The organism is Exiguobacterium sp. s149 (genome assembly GCF_018618395.1).
Lineage (GTDB): Bacteria > Bacillota > Bacilli > Exiguobacteriales > Exiguobacteriaceae > Exiguobacterium > Exiguobacterium chiriqhucha.
This window is the reverse complement of sequence record NZ_JACSLZ010000002.1, coordinates 41,202-59,707: the sequence shown is the minus strand read 5'-3', so window position 1 is coordinate 59,707 and position 18,506 is coordinate 41,202. Positions and strand designations below refer to the sequence as shown.

The 18,506-nt window shown below is 52.0% G+C and carries 16 protein-coding genes, 1 riboswitch and 1 other annotated feature; of the genes, 7 read left to right on the top strand and 9 right to left on the bottom strand.

The window, feature by feature from the left end; translation table 11 throughout:
- Window positions 1–10 precede the first annotated feature (10 nt).
- The 4 genes from ald to trhO all read right to left on the bottom strand — a co-directional run bounded on the left by ald (window position 11) and on the right by trhO (window position 4,079).
- Window positions 11–1,141: an alanine dehydrogenase gene (ald, locus tag KNP81_RS03460; RefSeq protein WP_214718449.1), complete on the bottom strand. Its 1,131-nt coding sequence runs from the start codon at window positions 1,139–1,141 to the stop codon at window positions 11–13.
- A gap of 129 nt (window positions 1,142–1,270) precedes the next feature.
- Window positions 1,271–2,494 carry a PucR family transcriptional regulator gene (locus tag KNP81_RS03455; protein ID WP_034804315.1) on the bottom strand — a complete coding sequence of 408 codons (1,224 nt, stop codon included), beginning with the start codon at window positions 2,492–2,494 and terminating at the stop codon, window positions 1,271–1,273.
- Between the two features lie 101 nt (window positions 2,495–2,595).
- Complete coding sequence (locus KNP81_RS03450) at window positions 2,596–3,021, bottom strand: divergent PAP2 family protein (protein WP_029596250.1); 426 nt, start codon at window positions 3,019–3,021, stop codon at window positions 2,596–2,598.
- A gap of 116 nt (window positions 3,022–3,137) precedes the next feature.
- Window positions 3,138–4,079, bottom strand: coding sequence for an oxygen-dependent tRNA uridine(34) hydroxylase TrhO (gene trhO, locus KNP81_RS03445; protein ID WP_034804313.1), 942 nt, complete (start codon window positions 4,077–4,079; stop codon window positions 3,138–3,140).
- A 224-nt stretch (window positions 4,080–4,303) separates the two neighbouring features.
- On the opposite strand from trhO, the gene KNP81_RS03440 reads away from it, so the two are divergent.
- Complete coding sequence (locus KNP81_RS03440; protein WP_214718447.1) at window positions 4,304–4,948, top strand: TVP38/TMEM64 family protein; 645 nt, start codon at window positions 4,304–4,306, stop codon at window positions 4,946–4,948.
- Between the two features lie 27 nt (window positions 4,949–4,975).
- On the opposite strand, the gene KNP81_RS03435 is transcribed toward KNP81_RS03440, so the two are convergent.
- Both KNP81_RS03435 and KNP81_RS03430 read right to left on the bottom strand, forming a co-directional pair.
- The gene (locus KNP81_RS03435; RefSeq protein WP_034804307.1) at window positions 4,976–6,277 is read right to left on the bottom strand and encodes a Na+/H+ antiporter NhaC family protein; all 1,302 of its coding nucleotides are present in this window, start codon (window positions 6,275–6,277) and stop codon (window positions 4,976–4,978) included.
- Window positions 6,278–6,329: 52 nt separating this feature from the next.
- Window positions 6,330–6,425: riboswitch (SAM riboswitch) on the bottom strand.
- Between the two features lie 96 nt (window positions 6,426–6,521).
- Complete coding sequence (locus KNP81_RS03430) at window positions 6,522–8,201, bottom strand: GGDEF domain-containing protein (protein WP_034804305.1); 1,680 nt, start codon at window positions 8,199–8,201, stop codon at window positions 6,522–6,524.
- Window positions 8,202–8,355: 154 nt separating this feature from the next.
- Window positions 8,356–8,568: a binding site (T-box leader), on the top strand.
- Between the two features lie 52 nt (window positions 8,569–8,620).
- Here KNP81_RS03430 and argS point away from each other — a divergent pair.
- On the top strand, window positions 8,621–10,303 hold the full coding sequence (gene argS / locus KNP81_RS03425) for an arginine--tRNA ligase (RefSeq protein WP_214718439.1): 1,683 nt from the start codon (window positions 8,621–8,623) through the stop codon (window positions 10,301–10,303).
- Window positions 10,304–10,340: 37 nt separating this feature from the next.
- Here argS and KNP81_RS03420 read toward each other — a convergent pair whose 3' ends face one another.
- Complete coding sequence (locus KNP81_RS03420; protein ID WP_214718437.1) at window positions 10,341–10,919, bottom strand: metallophosphoesterase family protein; 579 nt, start codon at window positions 10,917–10,919, stop codon at window positions 10,341–10,343.
- Complete coding sequence (locus tag KNP81_RS03415) at window positions 10,916–11,407, bottom strand: YajQ family cyclic di-GMP-binding protein (RefSeq protein WP_021068146.1); 492 nt, start codon at window positions 11,405–11,407, stop codon at window positions 10,916–10,918. Before KNP81_RS03415 ends, KNP81_RS03420 begins: the two co-directional genes overlap by 4 nt.
- A gap of 70 nt (window positions 11,408–11,477) precedes the next feature.
- Here KNP81_RS03415 and pulA point away from each other — a divergent pair, with 70 nt between their 5' ends.
- The gene (gene pulA, locus KNP81_RS03410; RefSeq protein ID WP_214714998.1) at window positions 11,478–13,472 is read left to right on the top strand and encodes a type I pullulanase; all 1,995 of its coding nucleotides are present in this window, start codon (window positions 11,478–11,480) and stop codon (window positions 13,470–13,472) included.
- A gap of 18 nt (window positions 13,473–13,490) precedes the next feature.
- Here the strand turns inward: pulA and KNP81_RS03405 are convergent, their stop codons facing one another.
- The gene (locus KNP81_RS03405) at window positions 13,491–13,655 is read right to left on the bottom strand and encodes a YycC family protein (RefSeq protein ID WP_021068148.1); all 165 of its coding nucleotides are present in this window, start codon (window positions 13,653–13,655) and stop codon (window positions 13,491–13,493) included.
- A gap of 140 nt (window positions 13,656–13,795) precedes the next feature.
- On the opposite strand from KNP81_RS03405, the gene KNP81_RS03400 reads away from it, so the two are divergent.
- The 4 genes from KNP81_RS03400 (at window position 13,796) to KNP81_RS03385 (ending at window position 18,505) form a co-directional block, all read left to right on the top strand.
- The gene (locus KNP81_RS03400) at window positions 13,796–14,587 is read left to right on the top strand and encodes a hypothetical protein (RefSeq protein ID WP_214718436.1); all 792 of its coding nucleotides are present in this window, start codon (window positions 13,796–13,798) and stop codon (window positions 14,585–14,587) included.
- A 102-nt stretch (window positions 14,588–14,689) separates the two neighbouring features.
- Window positions 14,690–16,813 carry an MMPL family transporter gene (locus tag KNP81_RS03395; RefSeq protein WP_214718434.1) on the top strand — a complete coding sequence of 708 codons (2,124 nt, stop codon included), beginning with the start codon at window positions 14,690–14,692 and terminating at the stop codon, window positions 16,811–16,813.
- Between the two features lie 253 nt (window positions 16,814–17,066).
- A complete protein-coding gene (locus KNP81_RS03390; protein WP_034780845.1) occupies window positions 17,067–17,702 on the top strand; it encodes a YitT family protein in 636 nt (211 codons plus the stop codon).
- Window positions 17,703–17,782: 80 nt separating this feature from the next.
- Window positions 17,783–18,505, top strand: a complete 723-nt coding sequence (locus KNP81_RS03385; protein WP_214718432.1) for a YwiC-like family protein — start codon at window positions 17,783–17,785, stop codon at window positions 18,503–18,505.
- The last annotated feature ends 1 nt before the right edge of the window (window position 18,506 follow it).

Sequence of the window (18,506 nt, the reverse complement as noted above, 5' to 3'; positions counted from 1 at the left end):
GGCTTTACGTTTACGCTTGTAGTTGCTTCGTGATGGCTTCGACTGGAGCGACAAACGTGTAGCCGAGGTCGCGGGCGACGGCTTCATACGTGACCGTCCCGTCGATGACGTTCAATCCTTTAAGCAAGGCTGCGTTCTCGCGGAGTGCTGGGAAAATCCCTTTTTGTGCGCACTCGACGATATACGGCATCGTCGCGTTCGTCAAACCGAGTGTCGACGTGCGTGGGACGGCACCTGGCATGTTGGCGACGGCATAGTGTTGAACCCCGTAACGCTCGTACGTCGGCGCGTCATGCGTCGTGATATGGTCGATGGTTTCGCAGATTCCGCCTTGGTCGATGGCGACATCAACGATGACCGAACCGGGTGACATCTGTTGAACCATTTCTTTCGTGACGAGCTTCGGTGCTTTCGCGCCTGGAATGAGGACGGCACCGATGACAAGGTCACTTTCAGCGACTTGTTTGGCGATGTTATAGCTGTTTGAGATGAGTGTGTTGATTGTGTTGCCGAACTGATCATCGATTTGGCGCAGGCGAGCCGGGCTGATATCCATAATCGTGACGTTGGCACCAAGACCAATCGCGATGCGGGCGGCATTCATCCCGACGACACCGCCCCCGATGACGGTGACGTTCGCACGTGGTACGCCTGGCAGGCCAGACAAGAGAATCCCTTTTCCACCGTGCGGTTTTTCAAGGATTTGGGCGCCGATTTGAGCAGCCATCCGTCCGGCCACTTCGCTCATCGGTGTGAGGAGCGGCAATGTGCGGTCGATCTCGACCGTCTCATAGGCGATAGCCGTCACACCAGAATCGACGAGTGCTTTCGTGAGTTCTGGTTCGGCCGCCAAATGCAAGTAAGTGAAGAGGGTCAAGTCAGGACGGAAATAACGATATTCCGATGGTTGCGGTTCCTTTACTTTCAACGCCAATTCCACGTTTACCCAAACGTCTGCGGCTGTGTCGACGATGGTTGCCCCCGCATCGACATACTCCATATTTGTGAAGCCGCTACCGACGCCCGCTTCCGTCTCGACGAGGACCTCGTGTCCAAGTTCAGTTAATACGGCTGCACCCATTGGCGTCAATGCGACGCGGTTTTCGTTGTTTTTAATCTCTTTCAATACCCCGATTTTCATGTAAAGTTCCCCTTTCTCTACTGACACAATTTGTTCACACCTTTAGTATAGACCCATCCGAAAACGCTGTCTTTAGCATGGATTCTAAAAGTGATAACGCCCACTTTGTGAAAAAACACAAAGTAGGCGTCAATCGTCTTGGCGGTATTGACCGGCCTTAATGGCGAGATAAACGGCGGCCCGTTCAGGGAGCGAGACTTGTGTGATGTTCGTCAGTTCTTCAATCCGCCGAATCCGGTAGAGCACGGTGTTCGGATGGATGTGAAGATGAGCGGCGACACGCTTGACGTTCCCATCAAAATAGAAATACCATTCGAGCGTCGTGACGAGCTCGGTGTGATGCGTGACGTCATACGCCTGTAGGCGCTCGATGGTCGGATGCGTCTCGAGACGAAGCCCGATGCGTCGGGCCAAATCGGGAACGAGCTGATAAATTCCGATCTGTTCGAACGTGCGCGATGTCGCAAGCTCATACGGGAACTTTCGGCGAAGCGACGTAACGCGTCGTGCTTCTTCCATCGCCGCATAGAGCATATCGCTCTCAAAAAAGCGTCGACTGATGCCAAGACGCGGCTCCGCTTCAATGAACTTGTCTCGGAGCTGACTTTCAAAACGGTCAGCCCACTGTAAGAGCGCCGCTTCTTCCTCGGCCAAGTCCGATTTCATATAATGCCAGACGAGTAGTTGCTGGCCATCGATAGCGTGCAGGACGACTTCAATCGCTTGCTGGGTCGCTAATACATAAAACAGTCGTTCCGCCAGTTGTGGGGTGACCGGCTGGGCACATTCAATTACGGTGAGGCGGCTGGCGACGGCAATCGGTGCGAGCTCATTCAAGCGGTCGCGGTGGGGTGGCGATAAGACGGGAGTGGCCAGCACTTCTAAAAAGAAGCGTTCCAATTCGGCATCGATGCGCCGCTCGTGCATCGCGATGGTCATCAGTAGCTTTTTGGCGATGTTCGCTCCTTCTTGTAGGACGGTGAGTTCTTGTTCCGAGAACGGCGTCGTTCGGGCCAGGCTCCAAATGTAACCGAGCACGTCACCTTGTTGTTTGATGACGACGGCTGCTCGTTCGCCTAGTCCGACAGCCATTCGAGCAGGGATGACGACCGGTTCGTCACGGTCAATCACTTCTTGAAGAATCCCGCTTTCCCATAAGTCCTCGATGACCGCCTCCGGGACACGGCGGCCGATAATCGTCGCGATACGTGCCGGATCGGTCGAGTCGGGATGGGTGCTATAGGCCAGTAACTGATGGTGTCGGTTTTCAATCGTGATGGGGGCCCGAATCGCTTGTCCGATTGCTTCGGCGAGCGTATCGAGCGACTCATAAGATTTCTGCAAAAAAGGCATGTCGATTCCTCCTCTCTTTCACTATACCGTCTCTGTTGTGAAAGTTCACAAAAAGATGGTGAGTTTTTAGAAGGAGGAACGACATGCCTGCATCATTCACATTAAATTGGGAAAAACAGTCCGACCACGAGACCGAGCAAGGCACCGACGATGACTTGGAACGGGGTATGACCGACCAGTTCATTTAAGATGGGCGTCTCGTGCTTGATTCCTTTGAAGTAGTCGTTTAACAAGCGGGCCTGGAATCCGACCGCCTGACGCACACCGGTCGCATCGTACATGACGATTGTCGCAAAAATCAAGGCGAGCGCGAACATGCTGGAATCGAGCCCTTCGATTCGACCGATGACGGTCGCTAAGGCGACGACGGTCGAAGAGTGGGAACTTGGCATCCCACCCGAGGCAAACATGATTTCTAATTCAAAATCTCGTGTTTTAATGAGTTCGGTTACGAGCTTAGCTGCTTGTGCGATGAACCAAGCGAGCAAGGCGGCGAGTAAAGGTTCGTTAAAGAGCAATCGATTCACTTCCTGTCTGACAATGGTATCTACACTATACCCGATTCTGTCATCGGCTAGACGTAAAGTTTCTGTCAAAAAAGCACCCCGAGCGTAGGCTCGAAGTGCTTTCTGGTCGATTTTTGTTACCCGACGACGCCTTCAGTCTCCTGAAGTTTGTCCGCGATATTCTCGATGATATAGCGGTTGCGTGGATGCTCCTGGCACTCTTTCGAGCATGAACGCATTTGTTTTGGTTCACACTCTTCACAACAGAAGTGTTGGGCATTACACACCGGGTTGGCACAATTAACGTAGCGGACCGTCTTCGTTCCGCAGTGCATGCACTCCGAAACAACGGACGGGTTGACCGTGTTGACCGGGACGTTGATGCGCTCGTCAAAGACGTAAAGCTCACCTTCCCAGTCCTCGCCTTTCGTGGCTTCGTCTTTGCCGTACATGGCGACGCCGCCTTTAAGGTGGAAAATGTTGTCGTGACCTTGGTCACGCATATATGCGGTAAATTTCTCGCAACGGACGCCTCCGGTACAGTACGTGAGTAACGTTTTCCCTTCGTAGAGGTCCTTGTTCTCTTCGAGCCAATCTGGCATGTAACGAGAAGCCTCTACATCGATTTTGATCGCGTTTTTAAAGTGACCAAGATCGTACTCGTAGTTGTTACGAACGTCGAGGATGACGACATCGTCGCGATTCATCATCTCTTTCCATTCTGCCGGTTCGAGGTATGCACCGTGCTGTTTAGGCACGTCGAACTCACCATCAAAGCGCCACGTCACAAGCTCTTTCTTATGACGGACAAAAATTTTCGAGAACGCATGCTCTTCGACTTCATCGATTTTGAACTCGATGTCGCTGAATAGCGGGTTCGCTTTCAAGTCGTTCATGTATTGCTCGGTCTGTTCCCAAGTCCCAGAGCACGTCCCGTTGATTCCTTCGGAAGAAATCAAGATGCGTCCTTTGATGCCGAGATCCTTGCAATACTTGAGGTGCTCTTGTGTGAGCGTTTCTGGGTCTTCGATATTGACGTACTTATAGTACAGCAAGACCCGCATTGGTTTTGTTTCCATGTGTGTTACTCCCCTGTGTTCAGTTTTTTGCAGGAAAACGAACGTTGGGTTGTGTCGTTCGACGAACGGACTTGCCTGCAACCACAAGTCCATATTATATGATAGATATCACAGCGGAATTTCGCAAATACTTTTTATTTTTTTACGGCGGTGGGCAGGGGGATGCGTCTTCCTGAGCGAAATCGGGTAAAAAGGAATAACGAAAGTTGAAGGTGGAAACTGACATGCTGACATCACTCCAACAATATATTTTAAACTTGATTGAATGGCTACAAGGACTTCCAGGCGGACCTTGGGCAGGACTTGGGGCACCGTTCCTGGAGGCGATCTTTCCATTTCTCCCACTCGTCCTCATCATCTCGGCGAACGCAGCGACATATGGATTTTTGCTTGGGACGTTACTGTCTTGGATCGGGAGTTTGCTCGGAACAATTCTTGTGTTTGTAGCTGTTCGCTACGTGTTCCGAAAGCCGATGACGCGGTGGCTCGAGAGACATAAGCAAGGCGTCTATTGGCTCGAACGCATCAAGCACATGAGTCCGGTCTCACTCGGGTTTCTGTACTCGCTCCCGTTTATTCCGGTCAGCTTGATCACATACTTACTCGCGCTCATTCAAATGCCGCTCCGTACGTTCATCATGGCGGCCGGGTTCGGCAAGTTGCTCGTCGTCTTGATTTTCTCTGTCATTGGCGACCAGTGGGAAGAGTTTATCCAAAGCCCGTTCCGATTATCGATGCTCGTCTTATTACTGATTGTCCTATGGGCCATCAGCCGTGGACTCGAAGAACTGCTTAAACGGCGTGCCTTCAGAAAACGGAACGAGCAGCTGAAACGTGAACTTGAAGCGAAACGACAAACGACCTTGTGAAGCGACTGCTTCACAAGGTCGTTTTCGTTAAGCGCGTTTTTTGAAACGCGGGAAGTTGAAGGCGATGGCCAATCCTCCGCAAATGAACAACAAGAACGGATAGAACATATACGGAACGAGCGCCGGTGACGCTGTGTTCGTCAGTTCGGCCGCAATGAGAAGCTGTGCCCCATAAGGCAACAGACCTTGGACCCCACACGAGAAGATATCGAGTACACTCGCTGACTTTTTACGTTCGATGTCATAATCGTCGGCGATGTTCGCGGCGAGCGGACCAGCCACGAGAATCGAAATCGTGTTGTTCGCCGTCGCGACGTTTGTCGCACTGACGAGCCCGGCGATGCTCCACTCCGCGCCGGCCCGTCTTTTAATTCGGGACGTGAGCGCGTCACGCAAGTACGTGAGTCCGCCGTTATGCGAGATGAGTCCGACGAGCCCACCCATGAGCAATGTCAGGAGTGAAATCTCGGCCATGCCCATCATGCCGTCCGCCATGGCGGTGACGTACGTGGTGACGGCTAGACTGCCGTCCAACAGACCGATGATGCCGGTCAGGGCGATGCCGCCGAGCAAGACGAGGATGACGTTCATTCCCGTCAAGGCGAGCACGATGACCGCAAGGTACGGAATCAGCTTATACCATTCAAACGCTGCCGGCTCGATGGTCGATTCACCGCTCGATAAGACGGCGAGCAAAATCGTTGTGATGACGGCTGCCGGCAAGACGATCCAAAAGTTAGTCCGGAACTTGTCGCGCATGTTCGTCCGTTGGGTGCGGACGGCTGCAATCGTCGTGTCCGAAATGAACGACAAGTTATCACCGAACATGGCACCGCCAACGACGGCCGCTGCTGCGATGGCGATATTGACGCCGCTCTCCTCATGGATGCCGAGGGCGATCGGCGCCAGTGCGGCAATCGTCCCGGTCGATGTGCCCATCGCCATTGAGATGAAAGCCGCGATGACGAACAGGCCGCTCAAGAGGAGCGAAGGCGGTAATAACGTCAATGCCGCATTGACGGTCGCATCAATCGCCCCGATTGCTTCTGCGACGCTTGAAAACGCGCCGGCGAGCAAGAAGATGAACACCATGATCAAGATGCTTGGGTTGCCGGCGCCTTGGGCGACACGTTCGACCGTCTGGGTGACGCTTCCTTTCGTCATCATCGCCGCGACGATGACGGCAATCAAGGCCGCAATCAAGACGGGAAATTTATAAAAATCGTCATAGTAGATGCCTGCCCCGATAAAGAAGACGAGGAAGACGAGTAAGGGCAAGAGCGCCCATTTGTTAGCTGTTGGTTGTTCCAATCGATTCACCTCATTCATAAAAATAAAAAGAGAGCCTTCTGAAAAAAGGCTCTCTCTACAAGAAACACTTTTTTCATCTTTCGAGCAGACCGCTCGCTGGATTTGGCACAGGTTACCCGCTGCCGAGACGTCATCGGGCCAGTCCCTCAGTCTCTCTTGATAAAAAAGTTGTGATATTTAGTTATAAGACACGTTCCCTAACGTACCTGTTTCAAATCTGCTTGTCAATAGCAAACCCCCACGCGATGCACGTGGGGGCGAGTCAGGACGTCAAAAAATTGTAATGGGCGACGCGGTTGCGTCCTGCGTACTTCCCGCCGACGTAAAGCGCTCGGTCGGCGTTGCGAATCGTATCGTCTAGTCGTTTGTCACCGAACGCTTGAATCGTATCGACGCCGATTGAGGCGGTCACTGGGATATCGATTCCGTCGACGTGGAATGGTTTGGTTTCGATTTGTTGACGGATGCGCTCGGCAATCTCGACGGCGGCTTCGACATCGCATCGGTTCAACAGCAAGATGAACTCCTCGCCGCCATAACGGGCTGCGAAATCATCGGTGCGGAGCACTTGGCGGATGCGGCGACCAAACTCTTGGAGCACGCTGTCTCCGACTTGATGACCGTGCGTGTCGTTGATTTTTTTGAAGAAGTCGATATCGAGCATTGCGACGGAAATCGGATACATCGAGCCGTCCGAGATTTGTTGAATCCCGTATTCATAAAAAGCCCGTGCATTGGCAAGCAACGTCAAGCTGTCCGTCCGGCTCTCGGTATAGAGGCGGTCGCGTTCATGACAACGACTGATCGTTCGATTGAACGATTTGAGCAGTTTGACAATCTCACGTTGAATGATGGGCGGATAGCCATAGACGTGCTCGCCGGTCATGACGAGCCACGTGCGGATGCCTTCGATTTCCTCGGAACGGACCGAGATGAAGCTATGATAGTCTTCATCGAACTCGTTCGATAACGGGGCGTCCCATTCAAAGCGCATCTCATACTCGACCGAGGCTTCGTTCGGATAGGTTGCATCGAGTAAATCAAAGACGACGTGGCGATCGATCGGCTGGCGCGTCTTTAAATCAAAGTAAAGTGTGCGGTCGAACAGTTTGAACTCGACGAACCCTTCGTCGTACTCGTTGAGTCGTTCACATTGACTGAGGAACACCTCAATCGCTTGCGCCTCGCTTTGTGACAACGACACGGCTTCTTTTGCCTCATCATATTGTTCAATCAACGATTTGAAGGCGTCTTGCCGACCTTTCTGGATGATGAGCCGCTTAATAAAGAAGGTGAGTGCGGCGGCGATACTGCTGACGACAAGCAAGTTCGTCTCACGGAAGAGCGAGGCTGCTAAAATGAAGACGAGACTGACGATATACGTGTAAAACGCGATGTTTAGAAAGTCGCGGACCGGGATATCGACACGGAACCACCAACCGACTTGATACTTTTGTACGACCGTGTTTAAGATGATGGCCACAATCAAGCCGGCAAGCGGCAGAAACGAATCTTGGGAATAAAAACCGAGACCGGTCACACCACCGAGTGCCAAGTAGACGCTGGCCGGGATGGCGATTTCCAAAAACGACGTGATGGCGTTCCACGGATACGTAAAACGGAACCGTCGAAGCGCGACGCGCGGTTTCAAGTTGACGAACTGGAAGACGAGTAGTCCAATCTGATTGACGAACAGCGCTGTCTCAAAATCAAAGAATAAAAAAATAATTAAGACGATACTTTCTGAAAAGGTAAAGTAGACGCCTTTCCGTTCAATGGAGTCCATTTGAAAAGTAATGACGAGCAACGCAATCAAGATGAACGGTAACGGCTCGATGGCCGGCATGTTTAATACGCCTGTAGCGAACAAGATGAGGGTCAAACTGAATAGCATACTCCAAATACTCCAACCGAGGACGGACATCTTGCGGAAATGGTTCATGGTTCCCTCCTATGTGGGAAAAATTCAATTATGTATGGTAGAAGATTCGGCACAATCACGCCCGAGTCCTGCCTATCCACCATAATGGCGGAATTCTAGCATTGAGTCTATATGAAATATCCTCTATAATGAAATTGCTTTTCAACCACATAGACGAAAGTCGATGAAAAAGAGAGTAACGATCGTTCCGTCAACAAAGCGACCTAGGGATTGGTGAGAGCCTAGGCTGACAAACATCGCGAAACGCACTTTTGAGATGCTATCCGAACTTGAGTAGGCGTAGCCGGGGGACCCCCGTTATCACCGATAAAGCGGTCTGCGTCAAGCAGGCAAGAAGAGTGGTACCGCGGGCCATCCCGTCTCTTTGCATCTGTGCAAAGGGCGTTTTTTTTATGAACAAATGATAAGGAGGAATTAGAATGAGTTATGAACGCAAATATGCGGAAGCCTTGTCCCGTGTCATCGGGGACGAGTTGACGCTCGACCAGATTGAAGCATTGATTGAAAAACCGAAACATGAGGCACACGGGGACCTTGCTTTCCCGTGTTTCCAACTTGCGAAAGCCTATCGTAAAGCACCGGTCATGATCGCGACGGATATCGCAAACGACTTGAACGATGAGTTGTTCACGAAAGTCGAGGCGGCCGGCCCGTATGTGAACGTCTTCTTGAGCCGTGACGTCGTCTCACAAGAAATCATCAACACGGTGCTCGATGAACAAGCGGACTATGCGACGCATGCGACACGCAACGAGACAATCGTCACCGATTTCTCGTCACCGAACATCGCCAAACCGTTCTCGATGGGACACCTTCGTTCAACGGTGATCGGGAATGCCATCAACCAAATCGCCCGTAAAAACGGCTATGACGTCGTCGGCATCAACCACCTCGGAGATTGGGGCACACAGTTCGGTAAACTGATGGTCGCCTATAAAAAATGGGGCGACGAGGAAGCGGTCCGGGCACATCCGATTGCTGAGCTCTTGAAGCTCTACGTCCATTTCCACGAAGAAGCGAAGACTCGACCGGAACTTGAAGATGAGGGCCGTGCGTGGTTCAAGAAACTTGAAGACGGCAACGAGGAAGCGACTGAGCTGTGGACGTGGTTCCGTGACGAATCACTCAAAGAGTTCCAAAAAGTATACGACCTCCTCGGTGTCGAATTCGACAGCTTTAGCGGGGAAGCGTTCTATAACGACAAGATGGATCGTGTTGTCGCCATGCTCGAAGAGAAAAACCTTCTCGTCGAAAGTGAAGGGGCGATGGTCGTCTCGCTTGAAGATGAGAACTTGCCACCATGTTTGATTAAAAAGAAAGACGGCGCGACGCTTTATGCGACACGCGACTTGGCAGCTGCCGTCTATCGTCATGAGACGTACAACTTCGTCCAGGCGAACTACGTCGTCGGCGGCGAGCAGGCGCTTCACTTCAAACAACTGTTTTCAGTCCTGCGCAAGCTCGGCTATGACTTCGTCGATGGCATGCATCACGTGCCGTTCGGCTTGATTTTGCAAGAAGGGAAAAAGATGTCGACACGTAAAGGTCGCATCGTCTTGCTCGAGGAAGTGCTCAAAGAAGCAATCGAGAAAGCACAAGCGAACATCGCTCAGAAGAATCCGGAACTTGCGAACGCGGACGACGTGGCACGCATGGTCGGTGTCGGCGCGGTCATCTTCCACGATTTGAAGAATGAACGCATCAACAACATCGAGTTCGACCTCGATAGCATGCTCAAATTCGAAGGCGAGACGGGCCCGTACGTGCAGTACACGAACGCGCGTGCGAACTCGCTCCTTCGTAAAGGTAACTACGACGGCTCGACGTTCACTGGCGCAAACGACGACCACACGTGGGGCGTCGTGACGATGCTCAACGCGTTCCCACACGTCATCACACGTGCCCATGAACGTCGCGAACCATCAATCATTAGCCGTTACGTGCTCGATTTGGCGCAAGCGTTCAACAAGTATTACGGTCATGTCCGTGTCCTCGAAGAAGATGCAGGCAAACAATCACGTCTCGCCCTCGTCAAAGCGGTGACGATCGTATTGACGGAAGGACTCCGTTTGATCGGTGTTCAAGCTCCAGAAGAAATGTAAGCACAAATAAGGGACCCTTTTGAGGGGGTCCCTTTTCCTATGCCTTCATGCGTGTGACCGTCCGGGCTTTTGTATCATACAGACACCATTCCCGGTCGAAGATGACGGCGCCGACATTGATGACGTACCGTTTTTTCTTCAAGGTGAACGGCTTCCCGATTTCCCAGGGAATCGAGCGACCTTTCCGGTAAATCCCCGGAATATGGCTGTGTCCGATAAAGACGAGCGGATACTTCCCTTTCTCGACAAGCGGTTCCCAGTCCGGACTCCATTTCACTTGGTGTCCATGCAAGAATAGCGCCTCATCGAGCGTCGTCTGCTCCGGTAATAAGGCGATTCGTGTCTTGACCGGATGCGACACCACGAGCACTTCGTCAATCCGCTCTTCTTGATTGCCGCGCAGGCTAGGGAAGGTGAGGAGCGCCTCGTAGTCAGGGTCGTACGTCACGACATCGGACACTTCATGGAAGCGCTCGTTGCGCCGTTTCTTACCGATATGACACTCGTACAGATCGCCGAGGCAAAGGATGTGCTCCGTCTCGCGGAGGACCGACTCGAGCACGGCTTTCAAATCATCAAACGAACCATGTGGGTCACTGATGATGGCGAGTTTCATCGGTAGTTTGTGAATTGGGCATCGACGGACAATTCGAGCTCACGGACGAGCTGCATGACGGCTTGAAGGTCATCGCGCGACTTGGCTGTCACACGGATTTGATCGTCTTGAATTTGCGACTTCACTTTCAGTTTTGATTCTTTGATGGCGTTGTTAATTTTTTTTGCATCGTCTTTATCGATGCCGCTCTTCAATTTGACGCGTTGACGCACTGTGCCGCCGAGCGCACGTTCTACTTTTTGATAATCAAGGTTTTTCGTCGGTACGCCACGTTTAATCAATTTCGTGATCATGACGTCTTTCAATTGCTCGAGTTTGTAGTCGTCATCTGAGACGAGGACGAGGTCGCCGTTATCGAGTGACATCTCACTCTTCGAACCTTTAAAGTCGTAACGGTTCAAAATTTCTTTCTCGGCGATTTGAATCGCGTTCTTCACTTCTTCGAGGTTCATTTCTGACACAATATCAAAAGAATTGTCTTTTGCCATGTTTCATCCATCCTTTACAAGGGTTTTGTTATAATGATAGCAGATTTGAAGTAGTGAAGGAGTGAAAGAGATGGAACATACTATCGATCAACAGACAAATGTAGATTTAGACCATATGGCATATCACGGCAAAGACCTCGGGGTGACGTTTAAAAGTGACCTCATCCGGTTGCGGGTCTGGTCACCGGTTGCCGAAGAGATGACGGTAAAACTATACCGGACACCGCGAGCGCGGAAGTTCGAACGGTTGTCGTTAGAACGGGCCGAGAAAGGGACGTGGGTCATCGAACTCGATCGTGCTTTGTTTGAAGGTCAGTTTTATGTGTTCGAGGCGGTCGTAGCTGGGAAACGTATCGAATCGCTCGACCCGTATGCAAAAGTCGTCGGGATCAATGGGAAGCGCGGGTGTCTGCTCGACCCATCTACGCTCAACCCAGACCATTGGGTCAAAGAACGTCCGCTCTTCCACTCGTCACAAGAAGCGGTCATCTATGAAGCGCACGTCCGTGATTTGACGAGTCATCCGGACAGTGGTGTCATGCATCGCGGGAAATTCCTCGGGATGACCGAAGTCGGAACGAAGACACCGACGGGTTATCCGACGGGTCTCGACTATATTACCGGGCTTGGCGTCACGCATCTCCAACTCATGCCGTTCTTCGATTACGGTTCAGTGAATGAGTCACGCGAGAGTGAGGCGAATTATAATTGGGGCTATGACCCGGTCCACTATTTTGCCGTCGAAGGCTCATACGCTTCCTCAGCGGATGATCCGGCCGCTCGCATCATCGAGTTGAAAGCGATGATTCAAGCACTTCACGATCGTGGCATCCGTGTCATCATGGACGTCGTGTTCAACCATACGTATGATGCATTGACGACGCCGCTCGGACAGTTCGTACCGGACTACTATTACCGCTTGAACGAGGACGGTACGCTCGCCGACGGTTCGGCGTGCGGGAACGATACGGCGTCCGAACGGGCGATGATGCGCAAATTGATCGTCGAATGTGTGTCGTATTGGGCGAAAGAGTTCATGATTGATGGCTTCCGCTTCGATTTGATGGGACTTCATGACGTCAAGACGATGAACCAGGTCCGCAGGGCGCTCGATCGCGTCGACCCATCGATTCTCGTGACCGGAGAAGGCTGGGATCTCGACACACCGCTTCCGGTCCGTAAAAAAGCGAACCAACATAACGCCCACAAGATGCCGCGCATCGCCCAGTTCAACGACGCGATTCGCGACGGTGTCCGTGGGGATGTGTTCATCGAAGACTTGCCAGGTTGGATCAGCGGCAACGCGGATATGACGGCGGACGTCAAACGTGGGATTGCCGGTGCAGTCACGAGCCAAAGCTTTGCTGACGAACCGAACCAAGTCGTGAACTATGTCGAGTGCCATGACAACTTGACGCTTTGGGACAAACTGGCCGTTACGAATCCGGACGACGATGAGACGACACGCCGCCGCCGGCATCGTCTCGCGACATCGATTGTGTTGCTCAGTCAAGGCATCCCGTTCCTGCATAGCGGTCAAGAGTTCTTCCGCACGAAAGACGGGGACGAGAACAGCTTCAATTCGGGGGAGGTTGTCAACCGTTTGGATTGGACGCGGGCCGAGCAAGAGACGCCGAGCGTCGAATATGTGAAGGGCTTGATCAGCCTGCGCAAACAATATCCGTTGTTCCGTCTTGAGAACGCGGAACAGATTCGTAAACATTTACGTTTCTTCGATGAAGACGAGGGCGTCATCGCCTTTGAACTGAGTCGCCACGTCGAAGGTTACGTCGAACGCCATCTCGTATACCATAACGGACTCGAAGAAGCGGTCGAGGTGAAACTACCGTCCGGCAAGTTCGAGGTCCATGTCGAAGATCACACCGTCAATTTGACGGCACCACGTCTCCTCGAGGAGCGGCATGTCACGGTCGCGCCGTTATCGACACTCGTCGTGACGGAACGCCGTCCGGATTACAGCAAATATGCGGTCGCCGGTGGAGCTGCCTTGGCTATCCTCGGTCTCTGGTATGTTGCGAAAAAACGGAAACCGAAACAAAAGTAAGCGCGAAAAAAGGAGACGTCATTCCGTCTCCTTTTCCTCGTTCGTTTCAGTTTTGGCTGCCTCGAGCTCCATCATCTTTTTGACGATGATGTGTTTTGGCATATGCATGAGTTCCTCGAGTGGGACGTTTAGCTTTTTGGCAAGCTCAACCGCCGTCTCGGGAGAGAGTTGAAGTGGGCGCATGAGGGTTCCTCCTTTCCGATTACGGGTGTGCTACTGCCAGTATACAGGAAAAGCGGACAGATGGAGAATGTGTTCTGTGAACACATTCAAAATCGAAAAATGCGTCGTGCGTTGCTAAGCTGAAACTAGGAAGTGATCAAATGTACAAACAAGTAGCAGACTATCAATTTCATGAAACGGTTGAATGGTTAGAGCGCGTTGGTGGAGGATGGATGTTGTATTTGGCGCAAACCGGGTTTCTGTTTTTTGACGAGACATTCCAAATCCGATGGGAACTCGAGTGGAAATGGGCACCTTGCGCACTATATATTGAACCACATGGTAGAAGAGCCGTCGCGCTATTTCGAGATTTGCAGACATACGGAGTCATGGATTTGACGAACGGGACGATGGAACGTCACCCAATTCCACGGACGTTCCATGACGATTGGTTCAGTAACCTGCATTACTGGTCAGGGGACGATTTGTATTTGTACTCGGCCGAATCAGATATCGTCGCCTTGAACTTGAACGATCACACGTTTCGGTATAGCCGTTACGAGGAAATCCCGGAGTTCGGGAACATCATCGAACTCGCATATCAATCGACCTATGATTTCGAACGATTCACGGCACCTGGCCTCGTGACCTTGTACGATGAACGGAATCAACAGTTCATGGTCGAGGACGTCGAAGCGGGCGCGCGTTGGAAGATTCCATACGGGGGTGACCGTGACTTGGTCATCGTCGATCAAATGGGTGTGACGACTGCTATCACCTCGATGACATCGTTCCAACTGTTTGAGCGCGATTGTGAAGTGTTCTCATCAGAAGTATGTGCCGAGACCGAATTGTTGAAAGTCGTCTTATTGGACGAGCCGGGCGACAGACTTGTCGTCCTATCGACGCCGCGTCGCTTCTGCCATAGTTGGCTGCAAGTGTTCGAGCGTTGACAATCCTGGACCAGGGCATGGTTCAGGATTTTTTTACGAAGGCTTACAGAATCTCGTCTAAAAACGGGAACAGTCTTCTTAGATGGAGAGGAGTGGACAGGGATGGAACGATTAGGACAAGCGTTAGTCCGATGGCGCTACGCTGTCGTGTTGATTTGGACGGTATTGCTCGCGGTATCGGTATATTTCGGATTACAGTTGCCAAGTGAACTGCGCGGCAATGGATTTGCGATTCAAGACGGGCGCTTCGCCCAAGTGGAAGATACGTTGAACGACCGGTTCGACCGGGCCGGGGCCTCGATGATCGTCTTGTTGGAAGGTGGGGACCTTGATACGGTCATCGAGCAGCAACGGGATCGACTGATTGACGTCGATGGAATCGACGGCGTGATCACGCCAGCCGAGAATCCCGATGCCCGCTCAGGGGACGCAGCTTACTTATTGCTCGAGTTCGAGGATTACGATACGGCCGAGGCGTCAATCGATGACGTTCGCAACGCCTTGATTCGAGATACGGATACAGACGTGCGATTGACCGGAGAGCCGGTCTTCGCGGATGACTTGAATGAAGCGTCGAAGAATGACTTGATTCGGGCCGAGTTGATTGGAATCCCGGTCGCGTTGCTCGTCCTCTTGCTCGTCTTCGGGACGCCGCTCGCCGCGGTCATGCCATTATTCGTTGGATTGATTACATTCATCGTGGCTGCCGGCTCGTTGTTCTTCTTTGCCCAGACGATGGAACTATCCATTTTCGTCTTGAATGCGGTCGCGATGATCGCCATCGCGCTCGGCATCGATTTTTCCCTATTGCTCGTCAACCGTTACCGGGAAGAGCTCGCACATGGGAAGTCGCGAGAGGCAGCCATCGTCCGAACGGTCGCGACGGCCGGACGTTCGATTCTGTTCTCAGGGCTTTGTGTGTTCGTCGGACTGGCCGGGTTGCTATTCATCCAAGTCGACGTGTTCCAAGCCATCGCGCTCGGTGCGCTGATTGCGGTGGCGGGCGCGGTCTTATCGGCGCTCACGCTGTTGCCGTCCGCCTTATATATCGTCGGAGATGCGATCAATAAAGGGCCTCTTATCAAAACGAATGAGACGCGTTCTGAAGTACGGTGGCAGAAGTTGGCCCGTTTCGTCATGAGACGTCCCGTCACGATGACACTCGTCGCGCTCTTGCTGTTACTACCGAGTCTCTGGTTCGTCCGTGACCTCGAATTGAACATCCCGGACGCCGATGCACTCCCGACCTCGTACGAGTCGCGGGCCGCCCTTGAGCGGTGGGACGACGTGTTCGGGGAGACGTCGACCGATGCGGTGCTCTTGTTTGAGACGAATGACTTGACCGATTCGATGATTCTCGATGAATTGACCGCACTCACCGATGAGCTATCCGAGGATCCGATTGTCGACAACGTCACGACGTTCTTGACGGCATCCGGTCTCGAACCAGCCGAATTCCAACAACTCGCTGAAGCGGCACCAGAGCAACTCGAGGCGTTCGAACGTCTCGTCACGCTTGAAGGGAATACAGACCTTGCCCTCGTCAACGTTAGTTTCAACGTCCCGCCGAGTGATAAAGACGCGCAAGCGTTCGTCCGAGATTGGCGCGAGAGCGGTTTTGACGTCGGGGGACCAGCCGCGTTCAACGAAGAAATTTATGAAGAGATTTATGACAGCATCCCGTATGCGGTCGTGACTGTCATCTTGGCGACGATGGTCATTCTCATGTGGGCGTTCCGCTCAGTCTTGATTCCAATTAAGGCGATCATCATGAACGTGCTCGGTCTCGGGGCGACGTTCGGTCTGCTCGTCATCATCTTCGAATCAGGCTACGTGTACGATGCCGAGATGATCAGTATCTTGACCCCGGTGTTCATCTTCTCGCTCGTGTTCGGCCTATCGATGGACTACGAGGTGTTTCTCGTCTCGCGGATTGAGGAATATTATCGGGAGACCGGGGATAACGATTACGCGACGGAGATGGGACTCGCCAAGACGAGTAAAATCATCACGTCGGCCGCAGTCATCATGATTGTCGTCACGGGGGCGTTCGCTTTTACCGGTGTTAGTCCAATCAAACAGCTCGGTGTCGGCATCGCGCTCGCGATCTTTATCGATGCGACAATCATCCGGATTTTACTTGTCCCATCCTTGATGAAACTGCTCGGGGACTGGAACTGGTGGTGGTTTGGTAAGAAAAATTTACCGAAACGTAATCTAAACTAAATATACATTTAATGAAACAATCGCGAGAGTATGTTAAAATAGTCTCATGATTACGCGCAATTTGGGAAAGGAAGGTCTTTATGGATACCGAGAGGACATGGCCTCTGTTTCAATTACCGGACTTCTAGCGTTGAGTTTTTACAAGCGACATCAATGTAAAAATCAACAAACGGAAGATCGGAGATGGAACAGATGGAACCGCGGCTACGACTGAGGATCCTCCTCTCCGTTGAAAACGGGGAGGACAATCGGAATGAAACGAGTTGCTACCATAGTGCTCGGAACGCTGATCATGGCGTTCGGTTATTATTATTTGAATGAACAGTTTGGTTTGGCAGAAGGGGGCTTCGTCGGGCTAGCATTGCTCGGCCGCTATTTATTTGATATCGATCCGGCGATCTCGATGATTGTACTCGATATTCCCTTCTTTTTAATCGCCCTGTGGTGGAAAGGCTGGCGCTTCGTCGGGCAAGCCGTGCTTGCCGCGGCGTCACTGTCGCTCAGCTACGCCATGTGGGATCGGTTGGATTTACTCACGTTCGATATCCAAGTGTGGCCGGCGACGTTGTTCGCCGCCATCGCGAGCGGGATTGTGACTGGTTACGGTCTCGGTCTCGTCTTGAAATCGGGCGGGGCGACCGGGGGCGACGATTTATTCGCACTCGGCCTATCAAAATGGACCGGCGTATCGGTCGGGACGATTCTCATCATATTTGATGTCATCGTTTTGGCGATCTCGCTCATCTATTTGCCATTGTCGAATGCGCTTTATACGCTTCTCGCGGTCTCGATCGCAGGTCGTGTCGTCACGAAGATGTTGACGGACGATGTGGTCGAAGTAACCGTACCAAGTGTGACCAAACTAAAAACAAAAAACGATCTCGCGTGAGATCGTTTTTTGTTTTGTAAAATTTATCACAGTTTTACAGTCATCTTTCTTCTACACTAAACATAGAAGGAGGAAGTCACATGAAATGGATGATTCCAAAACAGCACGGCGCTTGGTCGATGCTGATTTTACCGTTCTTACTCGGCGGCATTGTCGGAGGGTGGACGCTCGCGCACATCCCGTTCGCCATCGCCTGGTTGTTCGTTTATATGGGTACATTTTTCTTGTTCCAATACATTAAGCAACGGAAGAAGTCACAAGAGCTGTTGCGTACGGTCGTGACGTATTTAACGATTGCGATTGTAGCTGCCATCCCGGTGTTTTTGTCCGAGTGGCGTCTTGTCTGGTTTGTCCTTGCTATGATTCCATTCGGTCTCATCAACGCCTATTTTGCCAAAATTAAGGATGAGCGCAACGTCTGGAACGACGTCAGCGCCGTCACCTCATTTTGTATCGGCGGGATGGCGAGCTATTATCTCGGGGCGCGCATCTTGGATGGGACGATAGTGTGGATGTTCGCTTTGCCGTACTTATATTTCCTCGGAAGTATCTTTTTCGTCAAAACGATGATTCGGGAGAAGAAGAGCTTGTTTTATCGGAACGTATCATGGGGGTATCACTTTTTGCTCGTCGCCATCTTCATCGCGTTTGGCTATCCGGTCTTGGCACTCGCTTACGTGCCGAGTCTCGTCCGGGCGGTCGCGTTCTACGGCAAAAAGATCCCCATCATGAAGATCGGGATCGTCGAAATCGCCAACTCGGTGTTCGTGCTCGGTTGTCTCAGTTGGTATTTATTTAGTTAAG